Annotated in this window: 25 protein-coding genes; 9 read left to right on the plus strand and 16 right to left on the minus strand. The window is 57.9% G+C overall.

Annotated elements, in window-relative coordinates:
* On the plus strand, positions 1–1,056 hold a 1,056-nt coding region (locus IBX59_RS12325), incomplete at its 5' end, for a FliM/FliN family flagellar motor C-terminal domain-containing protein (protein ID WP_296375960.1).
* A 10-nt stretch (positions 1,057–1,066) separates the two neighbouring features.
* Here IBX59_RS12325 and IBX59_RS12330 read toward each other — a convergent pair.
* Together IBX59_RS12330 and IBX59_RS12335 are read right to left on the minus strand one after the other, a co-directional pair.
* Positions 1,067–1,495, minus strand: coding sequence for a TIGR01244 family sulfur transferase (locus IBX59_RS12330; protein ID WP_296375962.1), 429 nt, complete (start codon positions 1,493–1,495; stop codon positions 1,067–1,069).
* A gap of 29 nt (positions 1,496–1,524) precedes the next feature.
* Complete coding sequence (locus IBX59_RS12335) at positions 1,525–2,742, minus strand: acyl-CoA dehydrogenase family protein (RefSeq protein WP_296375963.1); 1,218 nt, start codon at positions 2,740–2,742, stop codon at positions 1,525–1,527.
* Here IBX59_RS12335 and IBX59_RS12340 point away from each other — a divergent pair.
* Positions 2,728–3,891: a phosphotransferase gene (locus IBX59_RS12340; protein WP_296375965.1), complete on the plus strand. Its 1,164-nt coding sequence runs from the start codon at positions 2,728–2,730 to the stop codon at positions 3,889–3,891. The genes IBX59_RS12335 and IBX59_RS12340 overlap by 15 nt on opposite strands.
* A 16-nt stretch (positions 3,892–3,907) precedes the next feature.
* A complete protein-coding gene (locus IBX59_RS12345; RefSeq protein WP_296375967.1) occupies positions 3,908–5,209 on the plus strand; it encodes an enoyl-CoA hydratase-related protein in 1,302 nt (433 codons plus the stop codon).
* Here IBX59_RS12345 and IBX59_RS12350 read toward each other — a convergent pair.
* Complete coding sequence (locus IBX59_RS12350; protein ID WP_296375969.1) at positions 5,206–5,421, minus strand: hypothetical protein; 216 nt, start codon at positions 5,419–5,421, stop codon at positions 5,206–5,208. The two genes, IBX59_RS12345 and IBX59_RS12350, sit on opposite strands and share 4 nt — an antisense overlap.
* 109 nt (positions 5,422–5,530) lie before the next feature.
* Here IBX59_RS12350 and IBX59_RS12355 point away from each other — a divergent pair, with 109 nt between their 5' ends.
* Positions 5,531–5,788, plus strand: coding sequence for a DUF2312 domain-containing protein (locus IBX59_RS12355; RefSeq protein WP_296375971.1), 258 nt, complete (start codon positions 5,531–5,533; stop codon positions 5,786–5,788).
* Positions 5,789–5,790: 2 nt separating this feature from the next.
* On the opposite strand, the gene IBX59_RS12360 is transcribed toward IBX59_RS12355, so the two are convergent.
* Positions 5,791–6,756: a hypothetical protein gene (locus IBX59_RS12360; RefSeq protein WP_296375973.1), complete on the minus strand. Its 966-nt coding sequence runs from the start codon at positions 6,754–6,756 to the stop codon at positions 5,791–5,793.
* Between IBX59_RS12360 and IBX59_RS12365 the strand changes: the two genes are divergently transcribed.
* From IBX59_RS12365 to IBX59_RS12375, 3 genes are all read left to right on the plus strand, one after another.
* The gene (locus tag IBX59_RS12365; protein WP_296375975.1) at positions 6,755–8,410 is read left to right on the plus strand and encodes an iron ABC transporter permease; all 1,656 of its coding nucleotides are present in this window, start codon (positions 6,755–6,757) and stop codon (positions 8,408–8,410) included. The two genes, IBX59_RS12360 and IBX59_RS12365, sit on opposite strands and share 2 nt — an antisense overlap.
* A gap of 180 nt (positions 8,411–8,590) precedes the next feature.
* Positions 8,591–9,172 (plus strand): DUF4956 domain-containing protein, encoded by a 582-nt coding sequence (locus tag IBX59_RS12370; protein ID WP_296375978.1) that lies wholly within the window; start codon positions 8,591–8,593, stop codon positions 9,170–9,172.
* 12 nt (positions 9,173–9,184) lie between these two features.
* Complete coding sequence (locus tag IBX59_RS12375) at positions 9,185–9,967, plus strand: polyphosphate polymerase domain-containing protein (protein ID WP_296375980.1); 783 nt, start codon at positions 9,185–9,187, stop codon at positions 9,965–9,967.
* 83 nt (positions 9,968–10,050) lie between these two features.
* On the opposite strand, the gene IBX59_RS12380 is transcribed toward IBX59_RS12375, so the two are convergent.
* The 8 genes from IBX59_RS12380 to IBX59_RS12415 all read right to left on the minus strand — a co-directional run bounded on the left by IBX59_RS12380 (position 10,051) and on the right by IBX59_RS12415 (position 18,943).
* Positions 10,051–11,538, minus strand: coding sequence for a mannitol dehydrogenase family protein (locus tag IBX59_RS12380; protein ID WP_296375982.1), 1,488 nt, complete (start codon positions 11,536–11,538; stop codon positions 10,051–10,053).
* Positions 11,538–12,311: an L-iditol 2-dehydrogenase gene (locus tag IBX59_RS12385; RefSeq protein WP_296375984.1), complete on the minus strand. Its 774-nt coding sequence runs from the start codon at positions 12,309–12,311 to the stop codon at positions 11,538–11,540. Before IBX59_RS12385 ends, IBX59_RS12380 begins: the two co-directional genes overlap by 1 nt.
* Positions 12,308–13,312 carry an ABC transporter ATP-binding protein gene (locus IBX59_RS12390; RefSeq protein ID WP_296375985.1) on the minus strand — a complete coding sequence of 335 codons (1,005 nt, stop codon included), beginning with the start codon at positions 13,310–13,312 and terminating at the stop codon, positions 12,308–12,310. The genes IBX59_RS12385 and IBX59_RS12390 overlap by 4 nt, the downstream gene beginning before the upstream one ends.
* A 12-nt stretch (positions 13,313–13,324) precedes the next feature.
* Positions 13,325–14,155 carry a carbohydrate ABC transporter permease gene (locus IBX59_RS12395; RefSeq protein WP_296375987.1) on the minus strand — a complete coding sequence of 277 codons (831 nt, stop codon included), beginning with the start codon at positions 14,153–14,155 and terminating at the stop codon, positions 13,325–13,327.
* 10 nt (positions 14,156–14,165) lie between these two features.
* On the minus strand, positions 14,166–15,032 hold the full coding sequence (locus tag IBX59_RS12400; protein WP_296375988.1) for a carbohydrate ABC transporter permease: 867 nt from the start codon (positions 15,030–15,032) through the stop codon (positions 14,166–14,168).
* Positions 15,033–15,149: 117 nt separating this feature from the next.
* Complete coding sequence (locus IBX59_RS12405) at positions 15,150–16,460, minus strand: sugar ABC transporter substrate-binding protein (protein WP_296375990.1); 1,311 nt, start codon at positions 16,458–16,460, stop codon at positions 15,150–15,152.
* Between the two features lie 109 nt (positions 16,461–16,569).
* On the minus strand, positions 16,570–17,607 hold the full coding sequence (locus IBX59_RS12410; RefSeq protein ID WP_296375992.1) for a LacI family DNA-binding transcriptional regulator: 1,038 nt from the start codon (positions 17,605–17,607) through the stop codon (positions 16,570–16,572).
* A gap of 250 nt (positions 17,608–17,857) precedes the next feature.
* Complete coding sequence (locus tag IBX59_RS12415; RefSeq protein ID WP_296375993.1) at positions 17,858–18,943, minus strand: NAD(P)/FAD-dependent oxidoreductase; 1,086 nt, start codon at positions 18,941–18,943, stop codon at positions 17,858–17,860.
* A 276-nt stretch (positions 18,944–19,219) separates the two neighbouring features.
* Between IBX59_RS12415 and IBX59_RS12420 the strand changes: the two genes are divergently transcribed.
* Positions 19,220–20,380 carry a PqqD family protein gene (locus IBX59_RS12420; RefSeq protein WP_296375995.1) on the plus strand — a complete coding sequence of 387 codons (1,161 nt, stop codon included), beginning with the start codon at positions 19,220–19,222 and terminating at the stop codon, positions 20,378–20,380.
* Between the two features lie 307 nt (positions 20,381–20,687).
* Here IBX59_RS12420 and IBX59_RS12425 read toward each other — a convergent pair whose 3' ends face one another.
* The 4 genes from IBX59_RS12425 to IBX59_RS12440 all read right to left on the minus strand — a co-directional run bounded on the left by IBX59_RS12425 (position 20,688) and on the right by IBX59_RS12440 (position 24,671).
* The gene (locus IBX59_RS12425) at positions 20,688–21,749 is read right to left on the minus strand and encodes an ABC transporter ATP-binding protein (protein ID WP_296375997.1); all 1,062 of its coding nucleotides are present in this window, start codon (positions 21,747–21,749) and stop codon (positions 20,688–20,690) included.
* On the minus strand, positions 21,749–22,552 hold the full coding sequence (locus IBX59_RS12430) for an ABC transporter permease (protein ID WP_296376007.1): 804 nt from the start codon (positions 22,550–22,552) through the stop codon (positions 21,749–21,751). Before IBX59_RS12430 ends, IBX59_RS12425 begins: the two co-directional genes overlap by 1 nt.
* 56 nt (positions 22,553–22,608) lie before the next feature.
* Positions 22,609–23,481: an ABC transporter permease subunit gene (locus IBX59_RS12435; protein WP_296375999.1), complete on the minus strand. Its 873-nt coding sequence runs from the start codon at positions 23,479–23,481 to the stop codon at positions 22,609–22,611.
* A gap of 86 nt (positions 23,482–23,567) precedes the next feature.
* On the minus strand, positions 23,568–24,671 hold the full coding sequence (locus tag IBX59_RS12440) for an ABC transporter substrate-binding protein (protein ID WP_296376002.1): 1,104 nt from the start codon (positions 24,669–24,671) through the stop codon (positions 23,568–23,570).
* Between the two features lie 195 nt (positions 24,672–24,866).
* Between IBX59_RS12440 and IBX59_RS12445 the strand changes: the two genes are divergently transcribed.
* A partial coding sequence (locus tag IBX59_RS12445) for a hypothetical protein (RefSeq protein ID WP_296376005.1) occupies positions 24,867–25,086 on the plus strand: 220 nt, incomplete at its 3' end.

Here is a 25,086-nt window from a genome sequence, read left to right on the forward strand (position 1 = left end):
ATTCTGTGGCGTAAGGTGGGGCGGGTGGCGGATGATCCGCAGGATCAACCTCTAACAGCCGCGCGCGCGGTGCGTTTGGCGATCAGCAGGGCGGCGAATGATACCGTCGGTCTGGTGGTGACGGTGCAGGGCATTGCCGATGATGTCCTGCCATTGGATGGGATCCTGGAAGCGATTAACGGCGATTTGATGCTGATTGGTCTGCAGCGCGACGATCAATTGGCGGGCATCATCGCACTAGACGCAGAACTGCGCACGGCGGTGCTTGAAATGCAGACCGTCGGCCACCTGATCGGCATGGCGGCAGAGCTGCGACCGGCCACGGGCACTGACAAGGCGATGTGCGACCCCTTGCTTGACGCGATCATACAGGCACTGCCGCCAGCGATGGCTGGAACGGCGCGCGATGGTTGGATCGACGGCTGTCAGACCAGTCGCCTGTTTACCAGTGCACGTGCGGTCGGGCTGGTTTTGGCTGATTGTGACTATCAAATCCTGCGGCTGACGGTCGATCTGGGGGTTGCCGACCGGCAAGGGTTGTTGCTGATCGCTTTGCCGCCAGTCGTGAAGCCCGCCGTTGCTGCCCCTACAGTGGTGGTGGACGATCTGGATTGGGGCAGCCGGTTGCAACAGGCTGTGGCTGTGGCACCGGCAGAGCTTGCGGCGCATTTGCATACCCTGCGTCTGCCATTGGCGCACGCGCGCTTGCTTGAGGCGGGGCAGGTTCTGCCGTTGCCGGGGTGTGATGTGCACTCCGTGCGGCTACTTGCTCCGGATGGCAAGATGGTGGCGCAGGCCAAGCTGGGCCAATTGGGGGGGATGCGCGCGGTCAGGATTGAACAGCCGCCACCCTGTCAGATGAACGAACTGTCGCCAGCAGGCGCGGGTTTGCCCGATGCGACATTGCTGCCCCGCGCCATCGGTGTTGATGGCACGCCAGCAGCTGCGGGGCAGAACCGTGATGAAAACCTTGATCTGCCACCACAACCAGATGCCCTTGCAGAGGCAGATGCCACCTTCGACATCGGTGTTGATGGCCAGTTGCTGGCGGATTGATCGTCGGGGATCAACCCGCGACGGCAAGCGCGTCGATTTGTGGACGCATGCCACCCAGATCATACCCCGCCCCGGCGGTAGCGGCGATGATATCATCAGTCGGCATGGTCCCGGCGCTGGCCAGTGACCAGACGATGGATGACCGTGTGCCAGACGCGCAATAGGCCAGCACTGGGCCGGTGCTGTCATTGATTGCCTGTTTTTGCGCATCAATCATCTGCATGTTCAGGCCCTGATGCGTCACCGGAATTTCCACAAAGGTCAGCCCTGCGTTATGTGCGGCCTCGGCCATCACGGCTGACTGGTGGCTGGGCGGCACTTCGGCGTTGGGGCGGTTGCAGATGATCGTGGTGAAACCGGCGGCGGCAATGGTGGGTATGTCTGCAGGGTCGATCTGTGGGGAAACGGCGTAATCGGGGGTGATCTGGCGAATGTCCATCGCGGGCAGTCCTTGCTTTTGTAATTGTTTCAACAGTTGGTATATCGCGCCAGTTCGGCGCGCGCCACTTGTCGGCGATGCACCGCATCCGGCCCGTCGGCCAGCCGCAGTGTGCGCAGATGGGTCCACTGCCGTGCCAGTGGTGTGTCTTGCGATACGCCCGCTGCGCCGTGCATCTGGACGGCCATATCGGTGATTTGCAAGGCGATAGCGGGTGCAACCACCTTGATCTGGCTGATCCATGGCGCCGCGGCGCGTTTGTCGCCCTGGTCCATCATCCAGGCCGCTTTCAGGCACAACAGGCGCGCCTGTTCGATGTCCATTCGCGCCTGCGCGATCAGGTCAAAATTTTCGCCCAGTTGCACCAGCGGTTTGCCGAACGCCGTGCGCGCCAGTGCCCGTTTGCACATCAGTTCCAGTGCCTTTTCCGCCTGCCCGATGGCGCGCATGCAGTGGTGAATGCGCCCCGGCCCAAGGCGGCCTTGTGCAATCTCGAATCCGCGCCCTTCCCCCAGCAGCAGGTTTTCGGCAGGCACGCGCACATTGTCGTAACGAAAATGCATGTGACCATGCGGCGCGTCATCGTGGCCGTAAACTTCCATCGCGCGCAGTTTTTGGATTCCGGTGGTATCGGCGGGCACCACGATCATCGAATGGCGCTGGTGTTTTGGCGCATCATCGCTGGTGCGCACCATGACGATATGCACTGCACAGCGCGGATCGCCCGCGCCTGTCGCCCACCATTTTTCGCCGTTCAGCACGTAATTATCGCCGTCCCGCACACAGGTCATGGCGATATTGGTCGCGTCCGAGCTGGCCACATCCGGTTCCGTCATCAGATAGGCCGACCGGACTTCCCCCGCCATCAGTGGTTTCAGCCAACGGGTTTTCATATCTTCGGTGCCGTAGCGGGCGAACACCTCCATATTGCCAGTGTCGGGGGCGTTGCAATTGAACACCTCTGCGGCAAGGTGGCTTTTGCCCATTTCTTCGGCCAGATAGGCGTATTCAACGGTGTTGAGTTGCGGCCCGTCGCGGAAGGTATCCCAGAAGTTCCACAGTCCCCTCTCACGCGCCTTGGTCTTGAGCCCTTCCAGAATCTCGGTCTGACGCGGTGTGAATGTCCAGCGGTCGCCCACTGATACCTCGGCCAGAAATGCGCCGTCCTGCGGCGCGATTTCGTCCGCGATCATTGCTTTTACAGCGGCTAAAACTGGTTTTAGCCGTGCCGTTTGTCCCAAATCCATCATCTGCCCCCCCCGCTGCCTGCCGCCTATCGTGCATTGCCGCAGCGCAGTGTCAATGAACGGCTTGCACAAAGCGCGGCACTTGCCCCTAATAGCGCCATGACAGAGGCGGCGACAGCATTGGGAATGACCCATGGGGATCTGGCACGATACCTGTCCGGGGCCATTCCGGAATTTGCCGGCCTGCGGTCGGTCAGCAAATTCGGCACAGGCCAGTCAAATCCGACCTATCAGCTGGACGCCGATAGCGGCATCTATGTTCTGCGCAGCAAACCGCCGGGGGTATTACTGCCGTCGGCGCATGCGGTGGAGCGTGAATTTCGCGTGATGGCGGCGCTGGCAGACACCGCGGTGCCGGTGCCAGAGGTGTTGCATCTGGCCGATGCTGCGGACTCGCCCAGCGGGCGCGCGTTTTTTGTCATGCGTTTTTTGCCGGGGCGGATTTTTTGGGATCCCGCCTTGCCTGACCTGCGCGCGCCCGACCGTGCAGAGATCTATGATGCAATGAATGCGGCATTGGCGGCCCTGCACGATGTGGATGTAACAGCGGTGGGTCTGGCGGATTACGGCAAGCCGGGCAATTATTTCGCCCGTCAACTGGACCGGTGGCGCGGGCAATATCTGGCGTGTGTCGCCGTCCCTGACCCTGCCATGGTGGCGATCATCGACTGGCTGGGTGCGCAAATGCCCGCCGAGGACAGGCGGGTCGCGCTGGTGCATGGCGATTGGCGGCTGGACAACATGATTTTCGATGCGCATGCGCCGCAGATAGCAGCGGTGCTGGATTGGGAATTATCGACGCTGGGTCATCCGATGGCCGATCTGGCTTATCAATGCATGCAATGGCGGCTGCCCAACCATGGGGACATGCGGGGCTTGGGCGGGATTGACCGCGCCAAAATGGGCTTGCCGACCGAGGCAGAGTACGTCGCGGCCTATGCCCGGCGGCGGGGGCTGGGGCAGATCGACGATTGGCCGTTTTACCTTGTCTTTGCGTTTTTTCGGCTGGCCGCAATTTTGGCCGGTGTGGCATCGCGGGCAGCGGCGGGCAATGCATCCAACCCGGATATGGCGCGCAAATACGGGGCCGCGGTGCCTGTGCTGGCGGATATGGCGCTGGGCGTCATGCGGGACGGTGTGGATGGATAGGCCGGCAACTTTGCAGATGGCTGGTGATGTCGCCGTGGTGATGATCGCGGCGCCACCGGTTAATGCGTTGAACGCAGCGCTGCGCGCCCAACTTTGGGACATTTTCCAGCAGATTGCCCATGATCCGCAGGTCAGGGCTGTTGTTCTTCTTGCCAAAGGGCGAATTTTCAGCGCCGGCGAGGACATCTGCGAATTCGGACAACAGCCGTTGGCGCCAACCCTGTCGCAGATTTGCAATCTGGTCGAGGTGTCCAAGGTGCCCGTTATTGTGGGGTTGCATGGTGCGGCTTTGGGCGGTGGGGTCGAACTGGCTATGGCGGCCCATTACCGTATCGCGTCGCCTGCTGCAGTGATTGGCCTGCCGGAAATGACATTGGGTCTTGTGCCCGGGGCAGGTGGGACGCAACGGTTGCCGCGTCTGATCGGGGCGAAACATGCGTTGAACATGATCCTTGGTGGCCGACCGATCACGGCAGACTTTGCCTTGCAGATCGGTTTGCTGGATGCGGTTACGGATGGTGATCTGGCCGATTCTGCGCTGGCCATGGCGCAAAAAACCAGTCGGCCGCGCCCAACCTATGCCCAGCGGAATAATTTGCGCGACGGTGTGGCGTTTTTGGATGAAATCGCAGCACGGCGCAACGCGGTTGCCGCCACTGGCCGGTTTGCGTCACAGCGCGCCTTGGAATGTGTGGAAGCGGCGCTTTTGCTGCCGTTCTATACCGGTCTGGCGTTCGAGGCAGATGCCTTTGCACGCTGTGTCACGCATCCGCAGTCACAGGCGCTGCGGCATGTTTTTCTTGCGGAACGACGGATCGCGCCCCGCTTGCTGGCCCGCACAGACGATGGTTGGCGTCTGGCCGAGCCGCTGGGGGTGGCGGCGGTCGATGCGTTGCAGCGGGCGGCGCGGCGTGCAATCGTGGCCTTGCGCGAACGCGGTGTGACAGAGGGCGCGATCGATCGCGCGCATGTCGATGACGGTTTTCGCCGTGGTCCTTTTGGCGGGCGTGACGGGCATGCCGGTCCGCAGGGGCCGGATATTCAACGGCGGATGCTGGCGGCACTGGTGGCCGAAGGTACGCGTCTACTGGCGGCGGGCATCGTGGCGCGGGCCTCTGATATTGATGTGCTGGCGGTGCATGGTCTGGGGTATCCTCGGGCGCGGGGCGGGCCGATGACGGCGGCCAAGCTGGCGGGTCTGCTCGTCCTAGCCGAAGAAATGAAACAATGGGCCGCCGATGATCCTGTTTGGCAACCGCCACCGCTTTTGCTGCGTGCGGGGCTTTTGGCGGGCGGGTTCGACGCCCTGTCGGATTAACCTAGAATAACGCCAATGATGACAGCCATCAGGCCAATCACCGACACGAACAATGCAATCAGGTTCACCGGTAGGATGCGGGAAATGCGCGCGCGCAGTGCGTCGTCGGGTAGGTTGGCCCGTTTCGCACGCGCAACGGCCACGATGCTGTAGACAATCCCGATCATTCCGATCACAGACAGCGCCGCGCCGATCCAGATCACAATTTCCATCTGTTCCTCCTGCCGTTATCGCGCAGGTATCGCGGTCTGTGCCGCGGTGCAAGGGTTGCGGTGGCGCAGGCCAGCCGCTAGTGAAGGACAACCGCGCAAGGAGAGCAGCATGAGCGACATCATCACAGAAACTTCGTCTTCGGTTACTGGACAGGAACTGCGGCAGTTTGTGGAACGTTTTGAACGGCTTGAGGCGGAAAAAAAAGATATCGCAGACGCCCAGAAAGAGGTGATGGCCGAAGCCAAGGGGCGCGGATATGACACCAAGGTGCTGCGCAAGATCATTGCGATCCGCAAGCGCGACGCCAATGATCTTGCCGAAGAAGAGGCGGTGCTTGAGCTGTATAAATCCGCCTTGGGCATGTAGCGTCAGCGGAACGGCATCAGCAGTCTGACACCTGGCATTTGCGCGATCTGCGCGATGTCGTCTTCATAATTTTCGGTCATTTCAGCCACCAGCGACGGGGAAAGCGCCGGCAGGTCGATCACGTCTTGCAATTGGTCCTGAACGGCGTGATCTTGCCAGATCCTGGCGATAATATCGTGCCGGGCAGCGTCTGTTTTTGGCGGCGTCTTGCGGAAATCTTCGGCGAGCAGTTCCATCCCGTCCTTTGTGATGATCGCCGATAGCAAATCCAGCCCGCCGGTCAGGGCGGTATCAGGGGCGGCGTTTGACATCTGCCGGATCAGCTGATCCCATAACAGCGGGCTGTCTTCGTTGCACCAGACGGTCAACGGCGTGTCGGGTGCGGCGGCTTTGATCCGGGCGATCACATTAGCCCAAGACAGATCACCCGGGTGCAACATACCCAGATAGTCACCGAAAGATGTCGTTTTCGAACGTTTGAAAGCCTCTTGCAAAAAAATTGCCGGGTGACGGATAGCGAAGAAAAGCGCGATATCGTCGCCTTCAAAAAGTTCGTGCAGCACGCGCACGCGCTTTTCGGCTTGTCCATAAAACAAACCATTCGCAAAAATGCGATTGGGCACGCAGATAAAGTTCTGATTGCTCAGCACGAGCCTGTCGATCGCGTCATTTTCGCATATTGCGTCAAGCAGGATACTACGGGTCTCTGCGGGCGGCGCGGTGCCTTCCAGCGCCTGTATCGTCTCGCGAATCAATGCGCGGTATTTGCCGGGTCCAGGTACGGCGATACCCTGACGTAAAAGAACAGTCGCGTTCCTGAGCAGGGATTTGAGCAGTCGGTCCTCGTCTGTGCAGTGTGCGCCAATGTGAAATGCGATCTGCATAAAGGGGCCTTTGTCGGTCTGAATGCGGTCAACATAGTCGGATTTCTGGACAGTTAAACCGCTTTCGGCTAACCCAGCTTTCATGTCTGATCAAACAAGTCGGTTATTATCGGCCCGAAAGCCAAACCTGCGGATTGACCCTTGGTCATTCGGGGCGGTTGTGATTGCGGCGGTGGTCTTGGTGCCGGTGGTGGCCGTCATCTGGTTTGCACTTACCCCGACCGATAATATCTGGCCGCATTTGATGCGCACAACATTGCCGCGCTATCTGGCCAATACCGCCGTCTTGATGCTGAGCGTTGGTGCATTGACGGCTGCCATTGGTACTGGGGCTGCTTGGATTGTGGTGATGTATCGTTTTCCGGGGCGGATGCTGTTGCAATGGGCTTTGCTGATGCCGCTTGCAGTGCCTGCATATGTGGGGGCATATGCGTTGGTGGATTTTCTGGAATATGCGGGGCCTTTGCAAACCACCCTGCGTGACATGATGGGTTGGCAAAGCGCACGCGATTACTGGTTTCCGGCCATCCGCACCCGCGAGGCCGCGATTGTGGTGCTAAGCGCGGCGCTTTATCCTTATGTTTATCTTTTGGCGCGGGCGGCATTTCGGGAACAGTCCGGCGCCTCCTATGAGGTGGCCCGCGCCTTGGGGGCAGGGGCCTTTGCCCGGTTCTGGCGCGTTGGCTTGCCTTTGGCCCGGCCAGCTATCGCGGCCGGGGTAGCCGTGGTCATGATGGAAACTGTCAATGATTTTGGCACGGTTGATTATTTTGCGGTACAAACGCTGACAACCGGCATTTTTTCAATTTGGTTGCAGGGGGGGAACTTGGGCGGTGCGGCACAATTGGCAACCGTGACGCTGACCTTGGTCATTCTGCTCGTCACTTTGGAAAAGCTCAGCCGCAGGCGCAGCAAATTTTACGGATCGGCGCGCGGCATGCGGCCGGTTTCGCCAGCGCCGCTTGCAGGCTGGCGGGGGATGCTGGCCATGGTGCTGTGCCTGCTGCCGGTCTTGATTGGCTTTGTGATGCCGGTGGCGGTGCTTTTGACACATTCGTTTGACGCCGGCGAATGGTTGACGCCGGGCTTGCGCCGCGCGTTGTGGCACACATTGCAAGTGGGCGGGTTGGCCGCGATCCTGACCGTCTTGGGCGGCGTCTTTATGGTTTACGGTGTGCGCCTGTCCCATCGCCGGTTGCCGCGTATGCTGATGCCGGTCACTGCGATCGGCTATGCCGCGCCGGGTGCTGTGCTGGGGTTAGGGGTATTGGTCCCGCTCGCGGCCTTTGATAATGCCTTTGCCGATTTCATGGTCTGGCTAGGCTTTGCCGATCCGGGGCTGATCCTGACGGGCAGTGCAGCAGCGGTGGTTCTGGCCTATGTGGTGCGGTTTTTCGCCATCGCCCAAGGCACAGCGGACGCCGCTTTTGGCCGTGTCTCGCCCAGCTTGCCGATGGCAGCGCGCGCACTGGGGCGGACAGCGGGCGGCACGTTGCGGGCGGTGCATCTACCGTTGATGCGCGCCTCTGTGGGGTCAGCGCTGTTGTTGGTCTTTGTCGATAGTGTCAAGGAATTGCCGGCGACCTTGCTGCTGCGCCCTTTCAATTACGATACGCTGGCGACGCGGGTCCATGCCAAGGCTTCACTGGAAAACATCGCAGAAGCCGCCCCTGCCGCGTTGATTATTACCCTTGTCGGGTTGGCGGCTGTCGTCTTGCTGGCGCGGGCAAACAGGTAGGCTGGTGCAGGGGTTTCGCAAACTTTGCAAAAGGCAATGCGAGGCCGCGCAAGATTGGGCGCAAGCGTCCATCATATAGTTTTTACAAAAATGTCATAATCCGTGGAATAAGTCCTGGGGCTGTTACGTTCTCTTTTTGTCGATCGCAGTGATTGTCAAACAAAACATAACAGGTGACTTATGATTGAAACACTCATCCAGGGCGAAACGCCTTTCCGCTTTGTTATCAACGTGGCGGCAATGGTCGCCTTGGTCTTTGGCCTTTACTATCGTCGCTATCGGGATAAGGAACTGGTCACGGCGGCGTCTTTGTTCAACATTTTTGCGTTTGGCGTGTTGTCCATCTTGTCTGCTGTCGAATTCTCGCTGGCTGCCGGTTTCGGGCTGTTTGCAATCCTTGCGCTGTTCACATTGCGCAGCGAACAGATCAGCAAGGTCGAGATCACTTATTTCTTTGGCTCTGTGGCAATTGCGGTGATTTGCGCCATACCGGGCACAGAGATGACGCTTGCCTTGGCGGTTGTGTCGCTGGTGCTTGTCGGGGCCTATGTGTTTGACCATCCCGCGATCCTTGCGTCCAGTGATGGTGTCAAAATCACCCTGGACAAGATTGATCAGGGCGTGCTGTCCGATCCGGTCAAGATGCGTGCAGACCTGTCCCAGCGATTGGGTGTTGATGTGATGTCCTATCAAATCACGGCGCTGGATTACATCAATGATATGGCGCGGCTTAGCGTCTTTTACCGCAAACCTCGCGCTTAAGGAGGAATGCCAATGGATCCCCGTATCAAAGCAACGCTTGATCTATTTACCCCCCTGTCACTGGACGAACTGAACGCCAAGGCAGCGATGCTGGAACGGCTGGACAACAAATATATCCTGCCTGCCAGCCGGTTTCGCCCTGCGTTGGAAGCCTTTGCCGCACATTTTGATGTGTTGCAAATAGACGGCAAACGCGCCTTTACATATGCCACCACCTATTACGATGACCCGGCCTTGCACGGGTATTACGACCACCATCAAGGGCGGCGTAAACGCTGCAAGGTGCGGGTGCGGAATTATGTCGATGCAGGTTTCAGCTATCTTGAGGTCAAGCTGAAGGATAAACGGCAGGTGACAATCAAGAAACGTCTCAAACTGGATACGCCCGAAAACGGGGTCGATGAAAACGGGATGGCATTTGTCGAAACCTGCCACAGCGACCTTTATGAAGAACCCTTTGATAAACCTCTCGCGCCAGTGATCGGGATGGAATACGAACGCATTACGCTGGTGGCCAAGCAAGGAGGCGAGCGTATGACCATTGACACCGCCTTGCAGTTCGCGGCGGCGAATGTCACCCGCGTGGTGCGTCCTGACATGTTTGTCATCGAAACAAAATCAGCGCGTGGGAACGGGATCGCGGATAAAATCCTGCGATCGATGCATATGCATCCGACGTCGCGCTGTTCGAAATACTGCATCGGGATGGCGGCGACCGGACAGGTGGCGCGGCGCAACCGGTTTTTGCCCGCGCTGCGGCGGCTTGATTTGTTGGCACCTGCACAGACCGACTGACGTCGGCTGTGAAGATACAAAAAGCCCTGGTTAGCCGTCGGCCCGTCCCGGGCTTTTTCACGTTGCCCGCCCGTGGGGGGCTTTCAGGCGCTGTCTGTCGGCACGCCGGCTATATAACGCTGAAGCACTGCGGCTGTTCCATGCGCCTGTAGCGCACCCAGATGCCGCGCAAAGCTGTCAGCAAAAGCAGGATCCTGCGCCAGATTGCCAAAGACAAACTGCAATGAAAGAAAGGCATGCGGGTCGGTCATCGCGCGGGCCGCATGGGCGCACAGCTGATCGGCCGAGGGGTCGTCAACCGTAATGACTGCACCGCTGTCGGTCTTTCCTTGCAGATAGCGGCACCACAATGCCGACACCAGCGTCAGCCCTTCGATTGCGCCGCCACGGGCCAGTTGGTCACGGGTAGAAGGCAAAATGAACTTGGGCTGGCGGTTCGATCCGTCCTGACACAGGCGCGGGATCGTATCCGCAACGCCGGGGTTTTCCAGACGTTCACCTACTTTGGCGTAATAGGTTGCAAGGTCGGTATCCGGAACGGGGGGGACGTTGGGGATGATCTCTTCTTCCTCCAGCTTGTCGATAAACCCGCGCAACAACGGATGCACCGCCGCATCATGAACGAAATGCACGTCCAGCAGTGCCGCCGGATAGGCGATCGCCGCATGTCCACCATTCAGAATGCGGATTTTCATCAGCTCGTAAGGGGCCACATTATCGGTCAGTGTCACGCCCACTTTTTCAAAGGCGGGGCGACCAGCGGGAAAATGATCCTCCAGCACCCATTGGCGGAAACTTTCGCAGGTGATGGGGCGGCGGTCTTCGATGCCGTATCGGTCCTTGACCATCTGGCGTTCGCGGTCGGATGTGGCGGGTGTGATGCGGTCCACCATGGCGCAGGGAAAGGCGCAGGTTTGGTCGATCCATTCCGCCATTTCCGCATCAATCTGCTTTGCCAGTCCCAGCACGGTCGCACGCGCGACTTGGCCGTTTTCCGGCAGGTTATCACAAGACATGATGGTAAAGGGCGGCGTGCCTGCTGCGCGGCGTGCGGTCAGTGCGGCAATCATTGCACCAAAGACACTGCGCGGGCTTTGCGGATGGGCGGCGTCATGTACCATGTCAGGATGGCCAGGGTCAAATTGTCCTGTCGCCGCGTCGATGTAATAACCGCCTTCGGTTACAGTCAGCGACACGATGCGAATGGCGGGATCTGTTATCTTGGCGATCAGCGGGCCGTTGCCGTCCACGACTGGCAAATAGTCGACCATAGCGCCTGTTACCACGGCGCGGTCGCCCGCCGGGTCCAGTTCGCACACGGTCGTCAGCCAGTCTTGCGCCGCAAGATCATCGCGCACGGCGCGGTCATTTGCCCGCACGCTCGCCCCGATTATCGCCCAGTCGTGATCTTGCCCCAGCTGGAACAGGTCATGCAGATACAGCGCCATATGTGCGCGATGAAAATTGCCCAACCCCACATGCACGATGCCTGCGGTAAGGTCCGACCTTTTGTATGTCGGGCGATCCACCTCTGAAGGAAGGTGGGATAATGTTTCCAGATTCAGTTTCATCAGCTCATCCATTGCCCGCCATCGACGTTATACGTCTGTGACACGATGTAGTCGGATTCAGCCGAGGCAAGGAAAACAGCCATCCCTGTCAGATCCGACGGAACTGCAAAGCGCCCCGCAGGCACGCCAGCTGCGACTTCGGCTTTTTTCTGGCCTAACTTTTTGCCTTCCAGCTTGGCAAACATGGCATCCACATGTTCCCAATGTGCACCATCTACCACGCCTGGCGCGATGGCGTTGACGTTAATGCTGTGCTTGATCAGGTCCAGCCCGGCAGATTGCGTCAGCGAAATGACTGCCGCCTTGGTTGAACAATAGACCGCGACCAGAGGTTCCCCCCGGCGTCCGGCCTGACTGGCCATATTGATGATCTTGCCGCCGTGGCCTTGTGCGATCATTTGCCGGGCCGCCGCTTGCAAGGTAAACAGCGTGCCCGCAACATTGACCGCATAAAGGCGGTCATAGCTAGCCCGGGTGATGTCCACGGTGCGGGCGGCATCGAACAGCGCCGCGTTGTTGATCAGAATATCCAGCTTGCCTGCATGTGTGACCACAGCATCAATCGTGGCGTCGATGCTGGCCTGATCGGACACGTCAAGATGAACAGGATACGCGCCTGCGCCCAATTCACTGGCGGTCTGGGATGCGGCTTCCATGTTGATATCGGCAATGGCCACGGTCGCGCCTTCAGCGATATACGCCTCGGCAAATCCGCGCCCGATCCCCCGTGCTGCCCCGGTGATCAGGGCTGATTTTCCATCCAGTCGTCTCATGCGATTCTATCTCCTTTGGCGTTGAATCGGTGCAGTCTGTCCATATCCGGCGAAAGATAGATCGTGTCGCCATGATTCACGGCGATGTCGCCGGTGATCCGCACCGTCATCATGTCCATCAGACCTGTGTCATGGACATGGATAAATGTGTCCGATCCCAGATGTTCGGCCACGCCGACGCGCCCCTTCCACAGGCCTTCTGTCTTGGATACGGTGATGTGTTCTGGCCGGATACCGATGGTCGCGCTGTCATGTTTTGCCGCCTCGGGCCCTGTCATCAGGTTCATCTTGGGCGACCCGATAAAGCCGGCAACAAAAGTGTTGCGCGGGTGGTGATACAGTTCAAGCGGGCTGCCGACCTGTTCAATCACACCGGCCTGAAGCACGACGATCTTATCGGCCATCGTCATGGCTTCGACCTGATCATGCGTTACATAGATCATCGTCGTTGCCAGTTTCTTGTGTAGTTCGGAAATTTCCAGCCGCATCCCCACACGCAAGGCCGCATCAAGGTTCGACAATGGTTCGTCAAACAGAAACGCCGAAGGTTCGCGCACGATCGCGCGGCCAATTGCGACCCGTTGGCGCTGGCCCCCCGAAAGTTGACCGGGACGGCGGTCAAGATAGTCTGTGAGGTTCAATGCCTTGGCCGCAGCGTCGATTTTTTCCTTTTGGGTCTTTTCGTCAATCCCCGCCATTTTCAGTGGAAAAGCGATATTCTTGCGCACCGTCATATGCGGATAAAGCGCATAGGACTGGAACACCATCGCAAGCCCGCGCTTGGCAGGAACCAGATTGGTGGCATCGACACCGTCAATTTCGATGTGTCCGGTGGTGATGTCTTCCAGACCCGCGATCAGGCGCAGCAGCGTTGATTTTCCGCAACCCGATGGCCCCACAAAGACGGTGAATTCACCGTCATGGATGGTCAGGTCAAGCGGCGGAATGACCTGCACTTCGCCAAAGCTCTTGGTGACCTGTTTGAGTTCGATTTGTCCCATCTGTCAGGTTCCTTATTTCACCGCGCCAAAGGTCAGGCCACGGACAAGTTGTTTCTGGCTAAACCAGCCAAGAATCAGGATTGGTGCAATCGCCATGGTCGAGGCCGCACTCAGCTTTGCGTAAAACAGCCCTTCAGGTGACGAATAGCTGGCAATGAAGGCTGTCAAAGGGGCCGCCTGGGCGGCTGTCAGGTTCAGGGTCCAGAACGCTTCGTTCCATGCCAGAATGAAATTCAGCAACATGGTCGATGCAATTCCCGGGATCGCCATGGGTGTGAGCACATACAGGATTTCACTGCGCAGGTTGGCCCCATCCATGCGGGCGGCTTCCAGAATTTCGCCGGGGATTTCCTTGAAATAAGTGTAAAGCATCCAAATGATGATCGGCAGGTTGATCAGCATCAGCACCACCACCAGCCCGGTGCGTGTATCCAGCAGGCCCAATTTGATGAAAATCAGATACATGGGATAAAGCACGCCAACCGCGGGCAGCATCTTGGTTGACAGCATCCACAGCAGAATGTCCTTGGTGCGCTTGGACGGGACAAAGGCCATGGACCATGCTGCCGGCACTGCGATGATCACCCCCAGCAGGGTTGACCCGCCTGCGATGATGATCGAATTCATCAGGAACCGCACATAGTTCGACCGTTCTTGCACAACCGCGTAATTCTCAAGCGTCCAGTCGAAGTTCAGGAAAATCGGCGGGCTTGCGATTGCTTGCGCCTCGGTTTTGAAGCTGGTCAGGATGGTCCAGAGGATCGGAAAGAAGATCAACAGGCCCACGGCCCATGCGGCACCGGTGGTCAGGAATTTGCGTTGGGGGGAAATCGCTCTTGCCATGGGTATGTCCTCACGCGTCCAGGTTTTTGCCAACGATGCGCATCAGAAAGACAGCAACGATATTGGCAAGGATGATGGCGTAAACGCCGCCGGCGGAGCCTAAGCCGATGTTCTGTGAATCCGTGATGCGCTGGAAGATCAGATAGGTCAGCGTCCGGGTGTCAAAGGCCCCTTGGGTGGTCACGAAGATCTCTGCAAAGATCGACAGCAGAAAAATCGTCTGGATCAAGATCACGACAGTGATCGCACGGCCCAGATGCGGCAGCGCGATGAACCAGAACCGTTTGAGCGCGGGTGCGCCGTCCATTTCCGCCGCCTCAAGCTGTTCGCTGTCCAGTGACTGGATCGCGGTCAGCAGGATCAGCGTGGCAAAGGGCAGCCATTGCCAGGACACGATCAGAATGATCGACGGCAGCGCGGCATCGGTGAGCCAGACAACCGGTTGCGCGCCGAAAAATTTGAAAAGATGTGCGAAAAGCCCGTTCACAGGATCCATGAACATGTTTTTCCAGACCAGCGCCGACACGGTCGGCATGACGAAAAACGGGGCGATCACCAGAATACGCACAACCCCTTGCCCCCAGATCGGTTGGTCCAGCAGGATCGCCAGCAAAACCCCCAGGCAAACGGTGATGACCAACACACCGCCGACAATCAATAACGTTGTATAGACCGAAGGCCAAAAGGCGCTTGATGTCAGAAAACGGGCATAGTTCTGAAACCCTGCAAAGCCCTGATCGCCACCGCGTAGTGGCAGGTAAGTGCGGAACGAAAACCATACTGTCATCGTCAGAGGAACCAGCATCCAGCCCAACAGCAGGACCACGGCAGGTGCCATCATGATGCGGGCGGCAGATCGGGAAGCTTTGGTTGCCATGTCAATCACCTTTCTTGCGGGTGGCATCTAACCGTCCGGAGCGAATATTCGGGTGGCTATGTGGGCAGACTTCAAAGGGCGGCCGATCGCCGCCCTTTGGGATTTGTCAGTCGCGCATTAGTAGCCTGCGGCTTCCATGGCGTCTGTCGTGATGGCCTGCGCCTTTGCGAGTGCAGCCTCTACCGTCTGTTGACCGGCAAGCGCCGCCGAAAATTCCTGACCAACTTCCGTTGCAATACCAGAGAATTCAGGAATAGCCGCGAACTGCACTCCGACATAAGGAACGGGGTCCACGGTCGGGTTCAGCGGATTGGCTGACAGGATCGAATCCAGCGTCATCTTTGCAAAGGGAACCGCTTGATAGTTCGGGTTTTCATACAGCGATGTCCGCGCGCCAGGTGGCACGTTTGCCCAACCTTCGTTGGCAGCAACCAGTTCAATATAGGCTTTGCCTGTGGCCCATTCGATGAACTGCTTGGCTTCGGCTTCGTTGTTGGTGCCAGCCGGAATGGCCAGTGCCCATGCCCAAAGCCAGTTGGACCGTGGCCCAAGACCGTTGTCGGGTGCCAGCGCGAAACCTACCTTGTCAGCCACCGCGGAATCGTTGGGGTTGGTCACAAAAGAAGCCGCAACCGTCGCGTCGATCCACATGCCGCATTTGCCCTGCTGGAACAGGCTCAGGTTTTCGTTGAAACCGTTGTTGGATGCGCCTGGAGGGCCTGCTTCATTCAACAGGTCAACATAGAAATTCAGCGTGTTGGCCCATGCTTCGCTGTCGAATTGCGCGTTCCATTCTTCATCAAACCAGCGCGCGCCAAAGGCGTTCGAGGTCGCGGTGAGGAAGGCCATGTTTTCGCCCCAGCCGGCCTTGCCGCGCAGACAAATCCCATAGATTTCATTGTCGCGGTCCGTCATGGCGCGGGCGGCCTGGCCGATATATTCCCATGTTGGTGCGTCGGGCATTTCAAGGCCAGCCGCTTCCATCAGGTCCGTGCGATACATGATCATGGAACTTTCGCCGTAGAAAGGCGCTGCGTAAAGCGTGCCCTCATAGGACAGGCCACCCGCCATGGCGGGCAGAATATCGGCAACGTCGTATTCTGCGGACAGATCGTCAAGCGGGACAAGCCAGCCCTGCGCGCCCCAGATCGGCGTTTCATACATACCGATGGTCATGATGTCGAACTGGCCGCCTTTGGTGGTGATGTCCGTGGTCACGCGTTGGCGCAGCACGTTTTCTTCCAGTGTGACCCATTCGACATCGATTCCCGTCTCGGCGGTGAATTGATTGGTGTAGCCTTGCATTCGGATCATGTCGCCGTTGTTGACGGTTGCGATCGTGATGGTTTCGGCGGCAGTGACAGAGGCCAGACCAGCGGCAAAGCCGATCCCGACCGCTGTATTCAGCAGTGAACGCTTGAAAGACATTATGTCTCCTCCCATTTTTTACGTGTGTAAAGATTACGCAGTGGGGATGGAGCGCGTCAACAAAAATATTTACGTGCGAAAAATTCTGCGTCGCAGTCGGGGCGGGTGGTTAGGCGGATTCGCGTAATTTCAAGATGCCATCGAATAGCTGGATTTTTGGTGGGCCATCGGTGTTTTCGCCGTTGATAATCTCGATCAAGCGCAAAACTGACGCTTTTCCAATGGCTTCAAAGTCCTGCGCGATGGTCGTCAGGGCTGGTATGGTAAACGGGCAAAGCGGGTAATCGTCATGGCCCGCAATGCGGAATCCTCCCTTTTGGCCGCGCCCGGGAACAAGCCCGTGCCGCGCCGCAGCGCGTAGCGCGCCGATGGCAACGCGGTCATTTGCGCAGAGAATCGACCGCTCTGTATATTCGCCACGTGATAGATGGCGGTCCAGAACCGCTTCGCCATGTGCTTCAAAGTGCCAGCCTTCTTCGATCATTTCGGTGCCGATCACCTCGGGCTTATGACCGTGTGCAGTCATGTGGCGGATATAGGCATCTTCGCGTTCCAGCGCGTTGAAATTGACCCGTGGCATCGCCAGAAAAACCGGCGGTTCGCCCATGCGGCACAGGTAATCTGTCATTAAATCGCAGCTTTTTTCGTGATCAGTGCCGACATAATCCACGTCCAGCATGGTTTTGGGGCGCGAATCCACCAATACAAACGGCAATCGGGACTCTAGGCGGCGATAAACCTTCAAGTCACTTTGGTTGCCCAAGGGGATGACCAGCGCGCCGTCAACATTCATCGACATGAATGTTTCAGCCGCGCGGGCTTCGATGGCGGGGTCGGAATGTGAACATTGGCTGATCACGGTATAGCCCGCGTCCATTGCGGCCAGTTCGATCTGCTCCAGCAGGTTGGTAAAAAACAGATCATTCAGATAGGGAATGATGACACCGATCATGCCGGTCGATTTCCGGTTCATCCGTGTGGCGAAAAAATTCGGCACATATTCGACCTTTTCCAGCCCAAGCTGGATTTTCCGTGACGTAGATTCGCGCACACTGTCGGGATCCTGAAAATAACGTGACAGGGTCGGGCGCGATACGCCGATCGCTTCGGACAATTCTTCCATTGTCTTGATTTTTGATTTTTTCATCTGCGGCCTGCTTTCTATGGGCTGCTGATACTACGCCGACGCACAGTGATGTAAGATCAAGCTACCACTGAAATTTTAATATTACACGCGTAAATAATAAGACGATATCATTGTTCCAAGTTGCGTTTGAAAACCGGCGGCGCAAATGCGCTTGGGGTCCGGATAGGCCAATAATCCCTTGCCGCTACTTTGCTCTGCTTTTCTACGCGAGATTCTGTCAAATGGATGGGGCGTCGCTTGGGGTGCGCGTCTAATGCAGGGCTGCAACGACCTTCCGGGCTGCCGAACTGCCTGCAATCAACGCGCCTTCTATCAGGCCTGGGCTTTGCTCGGCCGTTTCCGAGCAGGCGAGCCAAAGCCGACCGCCAAGGTGGCCATGCCTTAAAATCGTAGACCCGACAGCGGGGTGGGTTGGCGGCTCTTGCAGGTCGCGAAGACTACAGACAAGAGGGTCTTGTGCCCAGTCTTGAATGACTAACTGCACAGGCGTTGCAGCTTTGTTCCCAAAGCATCGTACAAGCTGGTCTAGGATTGCGGCACGCAAACCTTGGGGGTCAGATTGGCGCGCGCCGGCGCCCCATCCGACAAACCCGAACAGCGCCCCGGCCTTTTCATCCGCTGGTGTATGGTCGTGAATTTCGACCAGTGGCCCGCTGCGACTGGCCACTCTGCCTGACAAGCCTTGGTCGCGCCAGAAAGGGCTTGGATAAATCGCGATCACCTTGGCCTGTTGCGCCATCCACGTTGGCACCACCCGCATCGCAGCCCGCAATTCCGGGGGCAGGTTTTCGATTTCGACATTCTCTTCGGTTACACGCAGGGGCGTTGCTAGAATGACCTGCTTTGCCGTTTTGATCGTACCGGCCTTTGTGGTCAGACCCAGCCTGTCACCTAATGTGGTGATTGCGGTGACTTGGGCGTCTGTTATGATCGCGCCAGTCGGCAAGCGCGATGCAAGGGCCGCAACGATCGACGAGGGGCCACCAACAAGGCGCGCAATGCCATCCTGTGCAGGTATCGGATGCCGTTGCGGGCCGCCGCCGAAACCATCCAATATCCCGTCACCGGTATCGTTTTGGGCAAATTGATCCAATGAAAGCTGCATGATCCATTTTCTGGCGACCGGCTGCCACTGCGGCCAGACCCACGTTGGCCCCAGATCTGCAATGTCGCTTGTCGAACCTGCGGCGCGTATGCCAAGCACGCGCCCCCCGATCCGGGTGGCGCCTTCCAGCACATGGACGCGCAAGCCGGCGTCATGCAGACAAACGGCCGCCGTCAGGCCCGCAATGCCCGCGCCGACGACCAGGGCGTCAGTGTGATTGACCTCGCCCATCATGTTTTCCCGTTTGATCACACCCTGCCGATATCAGCCTTGGGACAACGCAACAATATCGCTGATGGATAACCCGACTTTCGCGATTCGGATGATCATGCCTGGCCGGTCAATCCGGATCATACTTGCCTGTTGGGTGTGGGAACCGAAGTGATAGGTTTCGAATTTTGATCTGGTGATATCTTGGGAGAAAAAGCAAGCCAAGATCCCTTGGCCTGATCCACGCAAGTCTGGCGGGTCATGTCTGCCATGCTGGTCTGATGGACAGGGACTGCATTGCATCTTCATCTGCAAAATGCAGACGAGATCGCATCCAGCCTGTCGTTGGCAATCAGGGATTGGCAGCCGAAAGATGTGTCTGCGCCCGATCCCACGGCAAGATGCACGATCGTGGAAGGTGGCCCCGACGGCTACGCCGTGCGTTCTTGCTATCTGGACGAGACGCTTGAAGGTTTGGGATCCGCTGCCGCCACTTGCGCCGTCATCGCCGATCTGGCGCAGGATTTTTTTGAAACGCGTTCCGGTTGCCTTGCCTTGCATTGTGCCGCGTTTCGCTTTCACAACCGTCTGATCGCAATGACAGGTCCGTCGCGTGCCGGCAAAAGCACTCTTGCCGCGCGTTTGACCATGGAAACAGACATGCAAGTATTCTGTGATGATGTCTTGCCACTTCTTGATAATGGCAAAGCCGTCGGTTTGGGGATAGCGCCCCGGCTACGTCTTCCCATCCCCGCTGCCAGCAGCGCTGCGTTCAAGGCCCACTTCGGGCGCCATATCGGCCCTCACGATGATCGCTATGGTTATCTTTGCGCGCCAAATGTCGCGCCGCATGGCACAGCCGTGCCCTTGTCAGTATTGCTGATTCTTGACCGCCGGCCAATTGGGCCCGCCCTGTTGCATGAAGTGGCTGAAGATGAAGCCTTACATTTCCTGTTGGCGCAGAACATGTCTGATCTGGAAACGGCCGAGGCTGCATTTGCGCGGCTTTCAGATCTGTTGACCGGTATCAAATGCCTGCGTTTGGTATATTCTCATCTGGAAGACGCAGTTGCCCTGATCCGTCATGCATTTGGCACGACCACAGATGTCGCCGCAGATGTATCGGTCGCCAAAGCTTTGATGAACCCGATGTCCGCCGCCTTGCCACGGGCCGACCTGTCCTCTGACTTGCAATGGTCACGCAAACCCGATGTGGTGATTCAGCGCAAAGGTGATAGCGCGTTTCTATGGCATCCCGGAAACCAGATGATCTGGCAGACGAACACACTCGGACTTGCAGTCTGGACCTTGTTGGAAATTCCCGGCTCTGCCCGAGAGATTGGCACGCTTTTGTCTGAACAGTTTCCAGACCAAGATACCGACACCCTGATTTCTGACGTGAATGCCCTGATGCAAGCCTTGGTGCAAAACGGTCTGATCGAGCCGGCGCGCATCTAACCTTCTGGTCTGCCTTCTGCCGTGTCATCAGCGATGTCCGGTTCATGCCCTTTCTGCGTCAGTTCAAGTCCCTGATTTGGGACAACGTCGCAAACGACGACCTTTCTGTGGTGCCGTTCTTTTGGCCGATACTGATCGCCCTGAATGGCGGCGACTTTGTGACCGCCGAAACCGCGGCCTGCGGTCTGGCCCGGAAAGGACAAAGATCGATCAGCGTCGAACAGGCCCCCAAACCGGGCGAGATCGGCGCAGGCATCCAGATTTGCCCAAAGGCGTTTCACTTCTTGGACTATCTAGGAGACGCGGTTTACCCAGCATCCAGCACAATGAAATCGCGGGCCGCCACACTGATATCGACAGAAGACCCCACGGGTGGGGGAGGTGTGTCGGGTCTGTTGAATGTGTCCAGCGTCAGCGCAGTGTCGCCAACCATGGCCGTCAGGCGGATGATTGCCCCCATGAAATTAACCTGCGCGATCCGGCCGGTCAGGACAGTTTCGCGCCCGTCGGCGGTGCCAAGATGCGCGGCTTCTGGCCTTAGTGCAAGACGGACCGTTGCGCCGGGACGCGCTGCAAGCGTTTGGCCAAGCTTGAGTTGCGCCCCGCCCAGCGTGACAATTCCGGCAGCCGGGTCCACGATCTGTGCGGCAAAGGCGGTGTGGCTGCCCACAAATCCCGCCACAAAAGGTGTCGCGGGCCGGTTGTAAATCTCGAACGGTGCGCCGATCTGCTCTGCGACCCCCCCATTCATTACAACGACCCTGTCCGACATCGACAGCGCTTCTTCCTGATCGTGGGTCACAAAGATTGTCGTGATTCCAAGCTGCTGCTGGATCTGGCGGATTTCCTGCCGCAGAGACACGCGAATCTTGGCATCCAGCGCAGAAAGCGGTTCATCCAGCAACAGCACACGCGGTTGCGGTGCAAGCGCACGCGCCAGTGCCACGCGCTGCTGCTGGCCACCTGACAGCTGGAACGGATAGCGCCCACCCAGATCAGGCAGACCGATAAGGTCCAACATCTCTGCAACGCGCGCTGCGGCTTCGGTTCGTGCGACTCCCGCGACCTTTAGCCCAAAGCCGACATTTTGTGCGACCGTCAGATTGGGAAACAATGCGTAGGCCTGAAATACCATACCGATGTTGCGCTGGTTACCGCGCAAGCCTGTGACATCGCGCCCGTCGATTTCGATCGACCCGGCAGAGGGTGTCTCAAACCCTGCGACAAGGCGCAGCACGGTGGTCTTGCCACAGCCCGATGGCCCCAGCAAAGAGATGAACTCGCCTTTTTCAACGGCGATGTTGAAATCCTTGACGACTCGCGTCGGGCCAAAGGATTTTTCAAGGTGGTTGATCATGAGATATGACATCAGCGTTGCGCTCTTGTGTGGGGGAACAGGCGACCTGCAAGCTGGATCAGCCCCATGCAGCCCCATGTGATGGTAAAGGCGATTACGGCCAGCGCCGCCGGTTCATAGGCGCGGTTGCCCCCTGTCCAGATCATGTAGGGGCCAAAGGCCGGGCGATCCAAAAGCGCGGCAAAAACATATTCGCCCAGCACGATGGAAAACGTCAGGAACGCCCCTGATAACAGTGCTGTAAACACATTTGGCAACATGATACGGAACAGAATGGTGAACCAGCCCGCGCCAAGGATCTGCGCGGCTTCGGTCAACGTTTGCACATCCAGCGTGCGTAACCCGTTGTCGATGGCGCGATACATATAGGGCAACGCCAGTGTCGCATAACCAAACGCCAGCAGGATGTTCGTGCCCGTGACAGACCCTGTCATCGGCAACAAGGACGAAGTGTTGAACATCCGCAGATATCCAAAAGCGATCACGATGACCGGGATCACCAGTGGCAACAGCGTGATGAATTCGATCACCGGGCGCATGCGCGGCAGACGGATACGCACCCAAAGCGCGGCAGGTAGCACCAGGATCATACCCAGTAAAATTGTCACCAGCGACATGACGACCGAATAGGTAAAGGTCGCTTGGAACTGCGAATCGTTCAGCACGCTGGTGTAGGCATCAAAACTATAGGTGCCGCGGCGTTTGCGGAGCGAAAATTCAATCATTCCGATCAGTGGCAGCGCAAAGTAAAGCACGCCAAATACAAAGACGGCCCATGAAAACACAGATCCCACGCTGCGCTTGCGACGTGCCATGGCGGGAATGGTTTTGGCATCGGTTTTCTGGTGTCGTTTGGTTGCAGGAAAATCTGTCATTTTTGCCATTTCTCTGCGCGGGTCCGCAGCACGATGTAAATCGTGTTCGCCACGGCAGTGATCACAATCATGCCAAAGGCGATGGCATAGCCAAGGTTCGGGTCTTGCAACACGTCACCGCGGATCTGCGCGAATAATTGCACGGTGATCAGGCTTTGCGACGATCCGGTCAGCGCCTGTGCCGTGGCGATGGCACCGAATGAATTGGCAAACAGCAGCGCAAATGTGCCCAACAGCGAAGGCAGCAGCACCGGAATAGCCACCATCCGCCAATATTGCAGACCGGTCGCCCCCAAACTTTCAGCCGCTTCACGCCATTCGCGCCGCAACCCTTCTAGCGCGGGGGTGATGATCAGGATCATCAGCGACATCTGAAAATACAGATACACAAATACCAGCCCCCAGAAACTGATCAGATTGAACCCCATTGCGTAAATATTGATCCCGAACCAGTCCTTCAGCAGCACCGTAACTAGCCCCAGACGCCCCAAGGTCGCGATAAAGGCAAAGGCGAGTGGTACCCCCGCGAAATTGGCCGCAACGCCTGAAAACGTCACCATCGGCGCGCGAACCCATGCGGGCAGACCACCGTGAATGACAGATGCGGCAACAAGAAACCCAAGCCCGGCACCCAGCGCGGCCGAAAACAGGCTGACCCTGATCGATAACCAGAAACTGTTGGCCAGCCGTGGTTCGAAAAGCTTCATCAGCGTATCGAAAGTAAAGCCGCCATCCGGCCCGCGAAATGCGCCAAGCACGATGTTGACAGTTGGCAACAACAGAAAAATCGCTGTGAACGCCAGAAAAGGGATCACACCGATCCAGTTGGTGGCGGTCTTTGTTATGATTGTGCCGCGTGCAGCAGGCATGACACGTCCCTTTGGCAGTCTTTTCTTAACGTGATACCCCGGACGCATTGTCCGGGGTATCGGGTCGATCAGCAAAAACAGATCGGTTACTGCGTTGCAGCGCCGACCACGGCATCCCACTGCGATGTCACAACATCACGGTGGGCGCCTTGCTGTTCCACTGTGGGGAACACGGCACGGCCGTAAGGTTCCTGATCGGGCAGGCGGTCCAGCAGGTCTTGGGGAATTGCGCCGCCCGCGTTCATCGGCACCTGACGTGCGACCGAACAATACCCTTCCAGATAGCCAAGCTGGCCTTCGTCGGAAAAGATGTGTTCCATCCACAGTTTTGCGGCATTCGGATGCGGTGCATAAGCTGAAATCGCCTGCACGTAGACACCAGCAAGCGATGCGCCCGACGGGATGACGACTTCCATTGGCGGGTTACCGTCAAGGCTGTCGCGCCATGCCAGCAAGTTGTAATCCCATGCGGCCACAATCGGTGTCTGACCTTGGGCGATGGTGCCGGAGGCAGCGGTCACAGGCACGAAATTGCCTGCAGCGTTCAGTTCGGCAAAGAATTCCAGACCCTTTTCACCCGAATCCGTGCCCGGTTCGCCGCCACGGGCCATCCCGGCTGACAGGATCGCCAAAATCGCCTGGTTTGATGCGCGGGGATCGCCTGTCAGGGCAACGGTGTTCGCATATTCAGGGCGCAGCAGGTCTTCCCAGTCGGTAGGCAGCGTATCGATGATGTCGGTGTTCACACCCAACGCCATGACGCCGTAATAGGCCCCGTACCACATGGCTGCGGGGTCTTTGATCGCGTCAGGGATCTGGTCCCATGTGGATACCTGATACGGCTGGATCAGCCCTTCTTCAGCAGCGGCGGGGCCAAAGGACAGGCCCACGTCGATCACGTCAGGGGCTTGTGGCCCGGTGTTGCCACGGTTGGCGCGGATCGCCTCAAGTTCGTCAGCCGATCCGGCGTCGGGGTTCAGTTCGTTTACTTCAAGGAATGGATACTTTTCCTTGAAAGATGCGATGATACCGCCATAGTTGCACCAGTCATGCGGCAGGGCGATCGTGGTCAACATGCCTTCGGCACGCGCGCCTGCGATGATCTCTTCCATCGATTGGGCCGATGCGATGCTTGCGGACAGGATCGCCGCGACGCTGACCGAACCGGTCAGCAATGTCATGAACTTCATCGAAGTCTCCGTTTCCAAAATTGTGCTGTCGCAATGGACGCAGTGTGCGGAGGCATAGCGAGACAGAGAAACAGATTTGTGACGGGCTGGATTTACAGATTTTGGTGACTTTTGGCGCAGGTCGTTTTGTTGTCGCGATTGGACGCAGATATACATAGATCAATATGCCGCTTCAAAAGCGGGCGATGAAAGACCATGTTGCTGGAAAGTTTTGACTGGGGGCGCCCGCACATTGCAACTTCTTTTCGGGCTGGCGTTATGTGCAATTATCGGTGCCGCCGCGCAAATCTCGGGGCTATGTCTGCGGCCCTGCTGGTGCGGCACCATCGTCAGCTTTTTTGTCGGATCGTGACAGCGCAATGTATTCTGGAGGCGAGTACCGGAATCGAACCGGTCTACACGGATTTGCAATCCG

The sequence above is a fragment of the Yoonia sp. genome (genome assembly GCF_014859355.1).
GTDB lineage: Bacteria > Pseudomonadota > Alphaproteobacteria > Rhodobacterales > Rhodobacteraceae > Yoonia.

Coding starts and splice junctions, on each gene's coding strand:
- IBX59_RS12370 (WP_296375978.1), top strand. CDS start 8,591: ATGATTGAAACACTCATCCAGGGCGAAACGCCTTTCCGCTTTGTTATC.
- IBX59_RS12360 (WP_296375973.1), bottom strand. CDS start 6,756: ATGAAAGCTGGGTTAGCCGAAAGCGGTTTAACTGTCCAGAAATCCGAC.
- IBX59_RS12395 (WP_296375987.1), bottom strand. CDS start 14,155: ATGGCAAGAGCGATTTCCCCCCAACGCAAATTCCTGACCACCGGTGCC.
- IBX59_RS12405 (WP_296375990.1), bottom strand. CDS start 16,460: ATGTCTTTCAAGCGTTCACTGCTGAATACAGCGGTCGGGATCGGCTTT.
- IBX59_RS12385 (WP_296375984.1), bottom strand. CDS start 12,311: ATGAGACGACTGGATGGAAAATCAGCCCTGATCACCGGGGCAGCACGG.
- IBX59_RS12425 (WP_296375997.1), bottom strand. CDS start 21,749: ATGTCATATCTCATGATCAACCACCTTGAAAAATCCTTTGGCCCGACG.
- IBX59_RS12375 (WP_296375980.1), top strand. CDS start 9,185: ATGGATCCCCGTATCAAAGCAACGCTTGATCTATTTACCCCCCTGTCA.
- IBX59_RS12355 (WP_296375971.1), top strand. CDS start 5,531: ATGAGCGACATCATCACAGAAACTTCGTCTTCGGTTACTGGACAGGAA.
- IBX59_RS12410 (WP_296375992.1), bottom strand. CDS start 17,607: ATGAAAAAATCAAAAATCAAGACAATGGAAGAATTGTCCGAAGCGATC.
- IBX59_RS12335 (WP_296375963.1), bottom strand. CDS start 2,742: ATGGATTTGGGACAAACGGCACGGCTAAAACCAGTTTTAGCCGCTGTA.
- IBX59_RS12440 (WP_296376002.1), bottom strand. CDS start 24,671: ATGAAGTTCATGACATTGCTGACCGGTTCGGTCAGCGTCGCGGCGATC.
- IBX59_RS12430 (WP_296376007.1), bottom strand. CDS start 22,552: ATGGCACGTCGCAAGCGCAGCGTGGGATCTGTGTTTTCATGGGCCGTC.
- IBX59_RS12380 (WP_296375982.1), bottom strand. CDS start 11,538: ATGAAACTGAATCTGGAAACATTATCCCACCTTCCTTCAGAGGTGGAT.
- IBX59_RS12350 (WP_296375969.1), bottom strand. CDS start 5,421: ATGGAAATTGTGATCTGGATCGGCGCGGCGCTGTCTGTGATCGGAATG.
- IBX59_RS12390 (WP_296375985.1), bottom strand. CDS start 13,312: ATGGGACAAATCGAACTCAAACAGGTCACCAAGAGCTTTGGCGAAGTG.
- IBX59_RS12330 (WP_296375962.1), bottom strand. CDS start 1,495: ATGGACATTCGCCAGATCACCCCCGATTACGCCGTTTCCCCACAGATC.
- IBX59_RS12435 (WP_296375999.1), bottom strand. CDS start 23,481: ATGCCTGCTGCACGCGGCACAATCATAACAAAGACCGCCACCAACTGG.
- IBX59_RS12400 (WP_296375988.1), bottom strand. CDS start 15,032: ATGGCAACCAAAGCTTCCCGATCTGCCGCCCGCATCATGATGGCACCT.
- IBX59_RS12365 (WP_296375975.1), top strand. CDS start 6,755: ATGTCTGATCAAACAAGTCGGTTATTATCGGCCCGAAAGCCAAACCTG.
- IBX59_RS12345 (WP_296375967.1), top strand. CDS start 3,908: ATGGCTGGTGATGTCGCCGTGGTGATGATCGCGGCGCCACCGGTTAAT.
- IBX59_RS12415 (WP_296375993.1), bottom strand. CDS start 18,943: ATGGGCGAGGTCAATCACACTGACGCCCTGGTCGTCGGCGCGGGCATT.